Here is a 12,712-nt window from a genome sequence, read left to right as displayed (position 1 = left end):
AAGTGTGATTTATCATACCGCCGAGACTAGGCTTATGCGCTTTATTTGGCCAGAATTTTTATGGTGCTTTGCCGTGATGGCATGTCTGCCATTGGGGTATGTATGGCTGCTGCGTCGAAAACGCCGGGAGGCGGTGGTTTTTTCAAACGTAGCGATGGTGCGTCAGGCCCTTGGGCCGCGAGGCGCCTGGCGGCGTCATACACCACCCGCTTTGCTCTGGATTGGGCTCTTGATCGCCTGTTTTGGCTTGACGCGACCTGTCATGCAGGTCACTTTGCCGGCAGACTATATGACAATTGTTTTGGCAGTTGACGTGTCGCGCAGCATGCTGGCAGAGGACGTTGAACCCAATCGTATTCAAGCAGCACAAGTAACAATTAAAGAATTCTTACGAGAATTGCCAAATAACATTCGTGTGGGTGTGGTCACGTTTGCGGGCACCGCTCAAGTTGTCCAGCAAGTGACGGACAACCGAGAGATATTGTTAGAGGCCATCGATCGTTTTCGACTGCAGCGAGGGACCGCGACGGGAAGTGGCTTGTTACTTTCGCTTGCCACCTTGCTGCCTGAATCGGGTGTGGACTTGCAAGCCACGATCTATGGTGAGAACTTTGGAGCCTGGGGTGACGGGTTTCCCTTACCATCGGCCAAGCCTTCACCACCCGTCAGTAAAAATCGCCCGAGCGCTGCTGTGCCGCCAGGATCATATAGCAACGGTGCCATTATTTTGATTTCGGATGGACGTCGTACGCACGGTCCTGATCCCTTCGCAGCAGCGAAGCAGGCTGCAGAGCGTGGCGTTCGCGTCTATACCGTTGCGTTCGGGACGGCCGGTGGATTTATTCCAGGATGGGGTGGCAGTAATTTCTATGCTCAGGTCGATGAACGGTCTTTGCAAGCGATTGCAGGTATCACTGAGGCAGAGTTTTTTCGTGCTGAAAACTCAAGTGATTTAACAAAGGTTTATCAGCATCTATCTAGCAAGTTTTCGTTAGAGCGACGCGAAACAGAGATCACCTCTCTTTTTGGAGGGGTAAGCTTCGTCTTTGTGTTGTTGGCATTCATTCTTTCTCTGCTATGGTTTCGACGCAGTCCATAACATTCATCTTGTTTTTTTAATTCGCCCTTCATGACATCCGTTAAATTCTTTTCATTGTTTTTTTCTGTAATCCTACTCACTGGGTGTGCTTCACGCCCAGTGAACAAGCAAGTATCCACCGTCGACGACAATGCCGGGTATCGTTTTGAGACCATGCACGCCAAAGCAGAGGATCAAGAGAACCTTGTGGTGCTAGCGTTTTCAGGGGGTGGCACGCGGGCAGCTGCCTTCTCGTATGGCGTGTTGGAATTTTTACGTAACACCGAGATGGTTGGCCCAAAAGGCAAAAAGATGCGCTTGCTTGATAGCGTTGGCTTGATCACCGGTGTATCTGGGGGAAGCTTCACAGCACTTTCCTATGGCCTGTATGGCGACAAACTCTTTGATGAATACGAAAAACGGTTCCTTAAGCGTGATGTGCAAGGAGAAATCGTTTCGCGCGTATTGAATCCTGTTTATTGGCCGAGTTTGTCCTCAAGTGGTTGGGGTAGGTCCGAGTTGGCCGCGCAACTCTACGATGAAATTTTGTTTGAAGGTGCAACCTTTGGGGATCTTGCAAAGCGCAAGGGTCCGTTTGTCGTAGCATCTGCGACCGATATTTCGACTGGTTCGCGCTTTGTATTTAATCAACGCGTGTTCGATACCATGTGCTCGGATTTGAGTGCGGTGCCCTTATCGCGTGCTGCGGCGGCGTCCTCAGCTGTCCCCGTGGTTCTGTCGCCAGTGACTTTTAACAATTATGGGGGGAGTTGTGGTTGGAAGCCACCTGTATGGATGGCACCTTTTTTAGATAATAGCAACGTCAAGCGCCCGGCGGCCCGAGCCACGCGATCAATTCAGGCGGAAAATAGCTTAAGTGACAGCACCAAAAAGCCATATCTTCACCTTGTAGACGGCGGCGTCTCAGACAACGTCGGCATGCGTGGTGTTCTAGACTCCCTTGAGTTAATGGAAGCACTCTACGACACGGGCACCTCAACCTCACTCGATCGCATACGTCGGGTAATCGTGTTCGTCGTGAACTCCTTATCTGAGCCCAAGACTAATTGGGATGAGCGCGAGCGTCCTCCTGATAGTCTCACTGTCTTGCTCAAGGCCGCCGGCACACCGATCGATCACTATTCTTACGAAGCAGTAGAGTTGCTCAAGGATACGTCGGCGCGCTGGAACGCTTTGCGTAAGATTCGAGACTCCGCCGCAATGAAGACGAACAAAGATCCTGCGATTGCGTCCTTGATGAAAGTGCCGAATGCAGAGATCTACACGATTGATGTGTCCTTCAAACAAATCAAAAGCGAAGAAGAGCGGTTTTATTTAAATCAGCAGCCGACTTCGTTTGTGCTGACCGATGAAGCGGTTGATCGCTTGCGTGCCTCGGCAGGCAAAATCATCATGGCGTCGCCCGAGTTTCAGCGATTGATCAAAGATGTGGGTGTGCGCATTCCTCAGAAAAATGATTGAGAGGGCTGTATACGCCAATTAGTCTATTTCCCTTTCTGGAAATAAGGAATTTAATAGGGTTGACCACATAAAAAAGCAAAGACGGAATAACTTAGGTTTCGTTCGATGCTGGTCACCCAACTTCAGGATTTGATTCAAATGCTTAAAAAATTTCAGAAATCCTCTCTCGTGGCGGCGATGCTAGCGACGGGTTTGATCTCCACGGCCACCATTGCAGCGGGCCCGCCAAATATTGTCGTGATTTGGGGCGATGATATCGGCCAGAGCAATATCTCGGCTTACTCTAACGGCTTGGTCGGCTATCGCACACCTAATATTGACAGCATTGCGCGAGATGGCATGCTGTTTACTGACTATTACGCTGAGCAAAGCTCGACAGCGGGTCGCTCGTCTTTCATTACGGGTCAGGCCGTTGTGCGCACTGGCTTGTCGAAAGTCGGTTTACCTGGTGCGAAGCTTGGCTTGCAAACAGAGGACGTAACGCTTGCGACCTTGCTCAAATCACGTGGTTATGTCACGGGCCAATTCGGTAAGAATCACCTTGGTGACCGGGATGAGCATCTGCCTTGTAATCATGGGTTTGATGAGTTCTTTGGCAATCTCTACCATCTTAATGCTGAGGAGGAGCCAGAGCACCGCGACTACCCCAAAGACCCAGAGTTCAAAAAGAAGTATGGACCACGCGGTGTCTTGAAATGCAAAGCAGGTGGTGGAATCGAGAACACTGGACCGTTAACAAAGAAGCGGATGCAATCGATCGATGATGAGATCGTGGCAGGCGCGAACGAGTTTCTTGAGCGCGGCGCAAAAAGTGGCAAGCCAATCTTTACGTGGATCAACACCACAGGTATGCATTTTCGTACCCACATTGATCCAAAGATTGCTGGTCAGGCAGGCAAGTGGCTAGGCGAGTACGCGGATGCGATGGTCGAGCATGACAAGCGGGTAGGGCGTGTATTGCAAAAGATCAAAGATCTTGGTCTGGCCGAGAACACCATTGTTATTTACTCAACCGACAATGGCGTGCACATGAATTCATGGCCAGACGCGGGCATGACACCTTTCCGCGCTGAGAAGAACACAAACTGGGAAGGTGCATATCGTGTCCCCGCCATGATCAAGTGGCCAGGCAAGATTCAGCCAGGCTCGGTTTCGAACGGTATCGTTTCAGGCTTGGATTGGTTGCCTACTTTGGTGGCCGCAGCAGGCGATGATCAGATCAAAGAGAAGTTGAAGAAGGGTACAAAAGTTGGTGCCAAAGACTATAAGGTGCACCTTGATGGCTACAACCAGTTGCCATACCTGACGGGTAAGTCGGGCAAGAGTGCGCGTAATGAGTTCTTTTACTTCAACGATGATGGTCAGCTTGTAGCCTTGCGTTACGACAACTGGAAGGTTGTCTTCTCTGAGCAAGAAGCCAAAGGAACGATGCGTTTGTGGGCACAGCCTTTCACACCGCTGCGCGTTCCTAAGCTCTTTAACTTGCGGCTGGATCCGTACGAGCGCGCTGATCAAACATCCAATACTTACTATGATTGGTTGATCGATCACGCGTTCTTATTCGTACCAGCGCAAGAGATGGTCGCGCAGTTTTACTCGACCTTCAAAGAGTTTCCACCACGTCAAAAGGCGGCAAGCTTCTCGATCGACCAGATCATGCAGCAACTCGAGAAGCCGGCGAGTAATTAAAAGCGTTTACTTCCAGGTTGTCTGGGAGTCAAACGGATAAACCGGGCGGTCTAGCTTCTTGTAGGGGAAGCGAGAGTAGTCCGCACCGGTGACACCACCGCCATCGCACTCGACGAGTGCTTTGGCGATTGGTACGAAAACGGGTCGGCAGTACATGCGCGACTTCAATAGAATAAAGCGGTGTTTTGGTGCATCGATTCCGATGTGACTGAAGATCCCCAGATCCCAATGCTCTTGCGGTGTTTCAGTGACCATCACTTTTGCTTGTGGTGTATCCAGACAAACTGTCCGGCCCATGTGGATACGTTGACCTGTATAGGTTGGGCCTGAGACCACATATTGCCCATCAGTAATCTTTGACACCACACCAGTCAGTAAGCGCGGTGGATTCGTAATGTCGAGTTGGGTCAGGGGCACCTTGTCGCCGATGGGCAAGGTTACTGTGACGCCTAAGCCTGCAGCGATTAGTTGCGCGACTGCCTCAGGGTCACAAATTGGGCCCACCACGATATCTTCTAAGCCTTGCTTCAGCGCCTCGTGCAGCACGTTCATGTCGTCACAGGTACCACCCGACATGCAGTTGTCACCATGGTCTAACAGTAAGACTGGGCCCGAGCCCGGTGCGGCTGCGAGGTCCTTGGCGCGTGCAATAGAAGCCGCGAGTGGCTCGTTTTTGTAAATGAAGCCTTCGCGATTCGTCCAGATGTAATCGGCGATTTCTTGTGCGGTAGCTTCGGCAGCTGCTTGGTCATTATTACTGACCACAACAACGCTGATGCAAGGTGCCGCAATATCGGCTAACGCAAAACCGGCTAACACCGAGGCACCCAAAATACCTTTTGCCTCAGCCGCACGGGCAAGTTTCACCGCTTCGTGCATAGGGCCAATATCTGTGCGACTACAGAGCGTGTTCAAAATCAGCGGAAGACGACGCCAAGCAATCGTTGGTTTGATGCGCTGATTGATCATGTCTACTAACAGGCGTCCCGCATGTTCACCGGTCTCGTACATATCAACATGCGGATAGGTCTTAAAGCTGATGACAATATCGCTGTTATTAATGATTTTGTCGGTCATCTTGCCATGCAGATCGAGTGCGACTGCGATCGGTGCGTTCGGTAGTGCTTTACGTACACGTTCAAGTAAGTCACCCTCGCCATCATCAGAGTTTTCAGCGACCATGGCGCCGTGGAGGTCCAACGCGACGGCATCACAGCCTTTGGCTGCTGCAACGATCGTGTCACATAAATGGGTATAGGCTTTAGCGCAAACAGAACCGCTGGGGTTGGCTGTGGCCGTACAGGCAACAACAACTTCGTGACCTGCTGCTTCAAGGATGTCAATAAAGGCGGCGATTCCGGTGCGCGTGCCTTTTGATGCTACGTACGCTTCTGTGCCGTACAACGGGCCGTTGTCACCGAAAGACTTCAAGGGGGTTGCAATAGGCGAGAACGTATTGGTCTCGTGGTTCATGCGAGCAACTAGGATCTTCATGATGTGTATTTGTAGTTAATGTCCACCGCCCATCTTCTTGTGCTCGAAGCGACTGAGTAAGCGCACGAGTGGCCATAGCAAGACGAGGTAGAAGATAGCTGCCAATACGATCGGCGATGGGTTGTAGACGAGTGATTGTGCGTCTCGCGCGACGCGTAATAGTTCCGGCATCGCGACTGCGCTGGCAAGGGTTGTGAGCTTAATCACTTCAATCGTATTGCTGATCAAGTCAGGCATGACGTTGCGCGTTGCTTGGGGAATCTGAATATAGAGAAGGGTTTGTGTGGCTGATAGCCCCGTCGAGCGCGCGGCTTCAACTTGGCCATTTGGGACGCTTTCCAGGCCAGCGCGAAAAATTTCACCGTAATAAGACGAGTTGTTCAGCATGAAGCCGATCACAACGGCAAGCAGCTTGGGGAGTTCCCAACCAAAAAATGGCGTGCCATAGTAAATAAAAATCAGTAGAACGAGTGGCGGTAGTGCACGAAAGACGTCGATGTAGATCGCAAGGATCCCACGCGCCCAACGGTTTTTGAGAGTGATAGACAGCACACCGACCAATAACCCTGAAGCTAGTCCAAACGGAATAACAAGCGCGGAGAGCAAGAGGGTATTGAGCAACCCTTGCAACAGAAATGGCGCGACCTGAATATAGATCGGGATATTGAAGAAATTATTAAGTATCTCGTCCATGGCGCTCTCTATTGCTTCCAACGGAAACGCGTTTCGGTCCAACGACCAAGCAACACGACAGGGATGAAGATAAACAAGCATCCAATCGCACCAAGCATGAGTGGTGTGGCATTGCCGCTGTTACTCATCGCAGACTGGGAGTTACTCAGTACTTCGCTCAAACCAACGACAGAGCCAAGTGCCGTGCTCTTTGTGATCGCGATCACGCGATTAGTCAGCGGTGCGACAGTCAGGCGCACAGCCTGAGGTAGCACCACATACAACATACTTTGCAACCAGTTCAGGCCTGTGGAGCGTGCCGCCTCAGCTTGGCCTTTGGGAACGGATACGATACCTGCCCAGCAAATTTCTTCGACAAAGGCTGCCAGCACAAGCGAAAGGGCGAGCCAGGTGGCAGTAAATGCGGACATGGAAATCTGGATGTACGGGAATGCAAAGAACAACACCATGATGACGACCAGCGGAGGCAAAGACCGCATGATGTCGGCAAAGCAGATGATGAAAAAATTAATTGGTTTGAGTTGGAGCGCACGCACGACGGCGAGCAACATCCCGACAAACAAGCCTGTCAGCGCAACAACGATGCCTAACTCGACAGTTACGACCATGCCTTTTAAGATGTCAGGCAGGTACTCCCAGGCGATCTCTAGGTTGAAAAAAGAGAAGACTAGCGCTTTTAGATCCATGGTCTGGCGTCACCCATCGTTATGCCGAGTGATCGCTTAGACGAGCGAGAAACGCTTTTGTCCGCACATGTTGGGGTGCACCGAAAATCTGCTGAGGTGTGCCCTGTTCAACGATGGCGCCGGCATCCATGAACACAACATGGTCTGCGGCAGCACGGGCAAAGCCCATCTCATGGCTCACGACGACCATGGTCATGCCGTCGTCTTTCAGTTCACGCATGACTTTCAGTACGTCACCGACTAATTCTGGATCGAGCGCGCTTGTCGGCTCATCAAACAAAACAACCTTGGGGCGGAGCGCTAACGAGCGCGCAATGCCAACACGTTGCTGCTGACCACCAGAAAGCTGGTCTGGAAATGACGCTGATTTCTCGATTAGGCCCACGCGTTTTAAGGCGTCAAGACCACGCTCATTTGCTTCGCTCTTTGAAAGCTTTTGCACTTTTCGCAAAGCTAGGGTGACATTGTCGAGTACCGACATATGACGATATAAATTGAAGTGCTGAAACACCATGCCAATGTCTTGGCGGATACGATTGAGATCTGCTTTAGCAGCCGTGATGTCTTCGCCATCGACCAGTATCGCGCCAGCACTTGGCTCTTCTAGTCGATTGCAGCAGCGCAAGAGAGTGCTTTTGCCAGACCCGGACGGCCCGATCATGAAAACCAGCTGTCCCTTCGTGACGCTCAAGTCGATACCCTTGAGCACTTCGTTGTCACCGAAGGACTTGTGGAGGCCGGTAATTTTCAGAATCGGGCTTTGCATCATGCGGTCCAGGAACGTCTTAGCACTTGAGGTTAACGGGGGTTGGGTCGTAGCCAGGCATGTTTGGAACACCTTGACCGGGGGTAATCGTCACGGCTGCTGAACCGGGGGCTGGTGTAAAGCCAAACCACTTCTGAGCAAGCTTAGAAACAGTCCCGTTTTGCTTCAAGCATTTCAAAGCACTTGAAATACGATCGCGCCCTTCTTTGTCATCCAGGCGGAAGGCTAGAGACCACACCAATCCTGTCGACATGACATAGGTCATTTTGACTGCTGGGTTTTGCTTAGCAGCCCACGCGGCGACGGTGTTGCCGGCCATGTTGGCATAAGCACGGCCAGATTGAACAGCTTGAATGGCATCTGCATTGGTTGCATAGACATCAAATTTAAAGCCGTACTTGGCTGCGTTGTCACGGGCCCAGGACTCGTAGGCAGAACCTTTGTTCACGGAAATCGTTTTGCCCTTGAGGTCGTCAAGCGACTTCATGTCAGCTGTCTTTTTGTCTTGTACAAATGCGAAGTCGGTGTTTAGATAGCCTTCAGAGAAAAGAAGCGCCTTGGCACGTGCCTCGGTCACTGTAGTCGGTGCTAATACAAAGTCGTATTTTTTGGCATTGAGGCCAGGAATCAACGCTGAAAACTCTGTGCCATCGATCGTAATGGTCGTGCCGAGTTGTTTAGCCAGAGCGTGACCCAACTCAACGTTAAAGCCATCAATACCGCCGCCAAGTTTTGGCATGGCGTGCGGCGCGAAAGTTGCATCAACGCCCGTCGCGAGTGGTTTATTTGCCCAGGCGGCCGATGCACAGGCAGCGCTGAGAGCCAGCACCAGACCAAAACGTCCGGCGCGATTCGACAAAGAAGTAAGGCTAGTCATCATCAGTCCTTTTTAGAGCAGTGGAGGTTTGCCCAAGGCGGCACCTGGCCCTACACGCTCTGTGATGAGTGTGTAGTGTTCGGGACGCCGATGGGCGGCGAAATTAAAAATATGTTGTTTGAATGCATCGCCAAGCGCGAGATCTGCTTGGCAGAAGATAACTTCGTCGTCTTCGCCTTGGGCTTGGGCGACGATCTCGCCAGTGGGGGCCACAATCGCAGAGCCCGCAAATAAGTGAAAGCCATCTTCCTTGCCAGCTTTGCCAGCAGCGGCGACCCACACGCAGTTTTGATAAGCGGCCGCTTGCAAGGACAGAATGTGATGGAACATTCTTAGGTGAGGCGGCTCGTTCCAATGAATATTTTGTGAGGGGGTGTTGTAGCCCACGGCAACGATCTCGGCGTTTTGCAAAGCAAGCACACGCCAAGCTTCTCCCCAACGGCGATCGTTACACAACAACATGCCGATACGGGAGTCCATCGTCTCCCAGACATTGAAGCCTTCGTTACCGACTTCAAAATATTTCTTTTCTAGATGCTGAAAGGGCGCATGTGATTTGTTATCGCTGTGTCCAGGCAGATGAATCTTTCTGTAGCGACCAACAATCTCTGCCTGCTGATTGACCAAAATCGAAGTATTGAAACACTTCCCCTCTGTCGATACCTCTGCGTAGCCGAGATAAAACCCAATGCTGAGTTTTTTTGCTGTATCGAACAGTGCTTGCGTTTCTGGTCCCGGCATCGATTTTTCAAAGTAGCGATCGATCGCTTCTTTTTCTGTCATCCAATACCGTGGAAAAAACGTTGTGAGCGCGAGCTCTGGAAACACGACCATCTTTGCGCCACGACTTGCAGCCTCTTTCATCATTTCCAATAAGCGCGCAACAGCCTGCTTGCGGGTATCGTTGGGCTGAATTGGGCCGAGTTGAGCGACGGCTAGACCAAAGGGGCGTTTGCTCATGATCAATGCTTCTCCGACGGATCGACAGAAAAATACTTACGCATGACCGAGTTGGGATTGCCGGTCAAGCGCTGACGCAGAACAGGTTCGGGTGTTGACCGCTTGATGAATTTGCCGGAGCCGCGCTCGGCTTGTAATTTGCCATCGGTCACAACCAAACGCCCACGGCTAAATACTTGTTCAGGCCAACCCGTGATCTGCTTGCCTTCGTATGGCGTATAGCCCACGTTGTCATGCAACATCTTGGTCGAAATCGTGACGGCCTTCTCTGGATTCCAAATCGCAAGATCTGCATCGCTACCGACAGCGATTGTTCCTTTTTGTGGATACATCCCGTAGGTGCGCGCATGGTTTGTGGCTGTCACTGCAACGAAGCGTTCGATGGTCATGCGACCCTTAAGTACGCCTTCGGAAAACAATAAGGGCATGCGTACTTCTAAGCCTGGTACACCATTCGCCATGTCTTTAAAGGTCGTCGCATCACCCTTTGGCAATTTTCCGGACTCGTCAAAGCGGTAGGGAGCGTGATCCGACGAAAACATTTGCAGTGTGCCGTTAATCAGTCCTTGCCAGACGGCCTCTTGAGACGCTTCGTCACCGGGTGGTGGGCTGCAGCAAAACTTTGCGCCCTCCAGGCCGGGAAGGTCAATATCCTTCGCCGTTAGAAACAGATACTGTGGGCAGCTTTCGGCGTGGATGGGAAGTCCCAGTGCTTGCGAAGAGTGGATCACGCGCACGGCTTCCTGACCCGCGACGTGCACAATTAATATGGGCACATCCACTAGCGTTGCAAGAGCGACAGCGCGATTGGTGGCTTCGCTCTCGGCGATGCTGGTATGCGCAACCGCATGGTACTTCGGTGCGGTGAGCCCGCGCTCGACCAAGCGACGTGCGATCCAACGGATCATGTCGTTATTTTCTGCGTGCACCATAACCAGTGCACCTTCCTTACTTGCACACTCCAGAACGTCCAGCACTTGATAGTCATCAAGTTTCATGCGGTCATACGTCATATAGATTTTGAATGACGTGATGCCATCTTTGATGACTGCGGGCAGGTGCTTCTCTATGGCTTCGGCTGTCGGGTCTGCCAGAATAAGGTGAAAGCCATAATCAATGACTGCTTTTTCGGCTGCGCGCTTAGCGTAGTCGGCAACCACTTCGGGGATCTGGTTGCCGCGATGTTGCGCTGCGAACGGGACAATGGTTGTTGTACCGCCAAAGGCCGCCGAGACTGTTGCGCTGTAAAAGTCATCCGCGCACATCATTCCCATGCCTGATAGCTGCTCGACGTGGCAGTGGCTATCGATGCCGCCGGGAAGCACCCAGCGACCCGCTGCATCAATATCTTGTTTGCCGGCTGGCAGACTCTTCGCGATCGCAGCAATCACACCGTCCTTAATACCGATGTCCGCATAGTAGGTTTCGTTAGCGGTGCAGATCCGACCATTCCGAATCGTGACGTCAAAATTGCTCATGGCACTCATCCTTGTTTCTCTTAAGCCTTTACGACTTGTCTGCCGCGTGCGGTCGTCGATAAACCAACGCGAGCAACGGTTGCTTCAAGTTCTTTGATGGTGAGTGCGTCAATACGCATTCCTGGCGAGCGAATTGCATTGCTGCGGATTGCGCCGCGTTGTTGGTAGATGTATTTGCGAAGCGCCAAGCCAATCTTTGGTTGAAATTCATAGCGGATCAGTGGGCAGTAGCGGTCAAAGACGGCTGCCGCACCTTTGTGATCGCCTGCTGCAAAACGGTTATAGATTTCTACCAACACTTCTGGATACGCGAAGCCAGTCATTGTGCCGACAGCTCCGCGCTGGAGTTCCTCGAGGAAGAACATCCCGCCTAAGCCACCGAAGATCTTCATCGCTTCATCGCCCGCGAGATCACGGATGCGACTAATCTTTTGACCAACAGGAGGCTCTTCCATTTTGATCATGTTTACGCCACCTTCTTTCCCCAGGCGCGCGACAACTTCCGGTCGAATTTCTGTGCCGAACGAGTCCGGAAAGTCATGAATGACAACTGGGATCTTGACGGAGTCTGCAACGGCCTTGTAATAGTCGAACAACAGTGCATCGCTCGCGTTATCAAGGGGTGCAGCAAACACGGCAGCAGCACCGGAGTCTTGCGCTTCTTGTGCTTGTTCGATTGCGCCAGTGATGCCATGGGCGCGCACGCCAACCCAAACCGGTACGCGACCTTTTGTGTGTTTAATAAAGGTGTCTGTCACTAGGCGGCGTTCAGCGTTGTTGAGTTTGTGCAGTTCGCCTAGGAACCCGAGAATAGCCAAGCCGGTGATCCCCGTATCTAACAAAAAATCTACCAAGCTTTTGATGCTTTCAGTATCGACCTTGAGTGCGTCATCAAAGGGGGTAGGGCAAATCGTAAATACACCTTTGGCGTTTGTTGGGGCAGGCATGACGTCTCCGTTTGATAGCGATGCAAGCTGAGTTGCTTGTTGCTGTGATGCTTTATCCTAAAGCGGTTGCGCTAGAACATCACTTGTTTTTTTATTGCCCACCTATAACCTTAGGTTATGGGTGAGTGGTGCGTAGCTATTTGTTCGTTTTGGGTATTGCAAACCCTTGTGTCTTGACGGTGTCGCGCAAGGCCACAGCAAAGTCTTGCGCGAGTTGAGACAAAGGTTCGAAGCGAGACTGTACAAGATTGATCGCTAAGGTCTTCGTGTGCGCGATGGGACGGACCACAAAGTCGCCCTCCGCGCTGTGCGCAGAGAATTCATCGACGATAGCAATGCCGGCACCGGCTTTAACTAATGAACAGGCGTTATGCGGGGAGCTCACCTCTATGGCGACGCGCCGCACATGCCCAGCCTCTTGGTACATCTGCTCGACCAATGTTCCAAAAGGTGTTTCGCTACGATAGGACACCAGAGGGTAAGGCAAGAGATCTTCTATCGTTAGCATGGAACCGCTTGCGAGCGGATGGTTGTAGGGGAAGATGCAGACAAGGTTACCCTG

General features: G+C 51.8%; 12 protein-coding genes. 3 read left to right on the top strand and 9 right to left on the bottom strand.

What is annotated here, in order from left to right; genetic code table 11:
• Nucleotides 1–34 precede the first annotated feature (34 nt).
• The 3 genes from KZZ10_RS10700 (at nucleotide 35) to KZZ10_RS10690 (ending at nucleotide 4,249) form a co-directional block, all read left to right on the top strand.
• Nucleotides 35–1,099: a VWA domain-containing protein gene (locus KZZ10_RS10700; protein ID WP_259661524.1), complete on the top strand. Its 1,065-nt coding sequence runs from the start codon at nucleotides 35–37 to the stop codon at nucleotides 1,097–1,099.
• 30 nt (nucleotides 1,100–1,129) lie between these two features.
• Nucleotides 1,130–2,560 carry a patatin-like phospholipase family protein gene (locus KZZ10_RS10695; protein ID WP_259661523.1) on the top strand — a complete coding sequence of 477 codons (1,431 nt, stop codon included), beginning with the start codon at nucleotides 1,130–1,132 and terminating at the stop codon, nucleotides 2,558–2,560.
• Nucleotides 2,561–2,737: 177 nt separating this feature from the next.
• Complete coding sequence (locus KZZ10_RS10690; protein ID WP_259662192.1) at nucleotides 2,738–4,249, top strand: arylsulfatase; 1,512 nt, start codon at nucleotides 2,738–2,740, stop codon at nucleotides 4,247–4,249.
• 6 nt (nucleotides 4,250–4,255) lie between these two features.
• Here the strand turns inward: KZZ10_RS10690 and KZZ10_RS10685 are convergent, their stop codons facing one another.
• The 9 genes from KZZ10_RS10685 to KZZ10_RS10645 form a co-directional block, all read right to left on the bottom strand.
• A complete protein-coding gene (locus KZZ10_RS10685) occupies nucleotides 4,256–5,743 on the bottom strand; it encodes a M81 family metallopeptidase (protein WP_259661522.1) in 1,488 nt (495 codons plus the stop codon).
• A 15-nt stretch (nucleotides 5,744–5,758) separates the two neighbouring features.
• Nucleotides 5,759–6,436, bottom strand: coding sequence for an amino acid ABC transporter permease (locus KZZ10_RS10680; RefSeq protein ID WP_259661521.1), 678 nt, complete (start codon nucleotides 6,434–6,436; stop codon nucleotides 5,759–5,761).
• A gap of 8 nt (nucleotides 6,437–6,444) precedes the next feature.
• Nucleotides 6,445–7,122, bottom strand: coding sequence for an amino acid ABC transporter permease (locus tag KZZ10_RS10675; protein WP_259661520.1), 678 nt, complete (start codon nucleotides 7,120–7,122; stop codon nucleotides 6,445–6,447).
• Between the two features lie 19 nt (nucleotides 7,123–7,141).
• Nucleotides 7,142–7,891, bottom strand: a complete 750-nt coding sequence (locus KZZ10_RS10670; RefSeq protein WP_311133556.1) for an amino acid ABC transporter ATP-binding protein — start codon at nucleotides 7,889–7,891, stop codon at nucleotides 7,142–7,144.
• Between the two features lie 16 nt (nucleotides 7,892–7,907).
• Nucleotides 7,908–8,768: a transporter substrate-binding domain-containing protein gene (locus KZZ10_RS10665; RefSeq protein WP_259661519.1), complete on the bottom strand. Its 861-nt coding sequence runs from the start codon at nucleotides 8,766–8,768 to the stop codon at nucleotides 7,908–7,910.
• A 9-nt stretch (nucleotides 8,769–8,777) separates the two neighbouring features.
• Nucleotides 8,778–9,725: an N-carbamoyl-D-amino-acid hydrolase gene (locus KZZ10_RS10660; RefSeq protein ID WP_259661518.1), complete on the bottom strand. Its 948-nt coding sequence runs from the start codon at nucleotides 9,723–9,725 to the stop codon at nucleotides 8,778–8,780.
• Between the two features lie 2 nt (nucleotides 9,726–9,727).
• Entirely contained in the window at nucleotides 9,728–11,203 is a 1,476-nt protein-coding gene (gene hydA / locus KZZ10_RS10655) for a dihydropyrimidinase (RefSeq protein WP_259661517.1), read from the bottom strand.
• Between the two features lie 20 nt (nucleotides 11,204–11,223).
• The gene (locus KZZ10_RS10650) at nucleotides 11,224–12,150 is read right to left on the bottom strand and encodes a dihydrodipicolinate synthase family protein (RefSeq protein ID WP_259661516.1); all 927 of its coding nucleotides are present in this window, start codon (nucleotides 12,148–12,150) and stop codon (nucleotides 11,224–11,226) included.
• Nucleotides 12,151–12,286: 136 nt separating this feature from the next.
• On the bottom strand, nucleotides 12,287–12,712 hold a 426-nt coding region (locus tag KZZ10_RS10645), incomplete at its 5' end, for a LysR substrate-binding domain-containing protein (RefSeq protein ID WP_259661515.1).

Origin of the sequence: Zwartia hollandica (assembly GCF_019923725.1) — a bacterium.
GTDB classification, from domain to species: domain Bacteria; phylum Pseudomonadota; class Gammaproteobacteria; order Burkholderiales; family Burkholderiaceae_B; genus Zwartia; species Zwartia hollandica.
The sequence above is the reverse complement of the archived record's forward strand: the minus strand, read 5'-3'. Positions and strand labels throughout refer to the sequence as shown.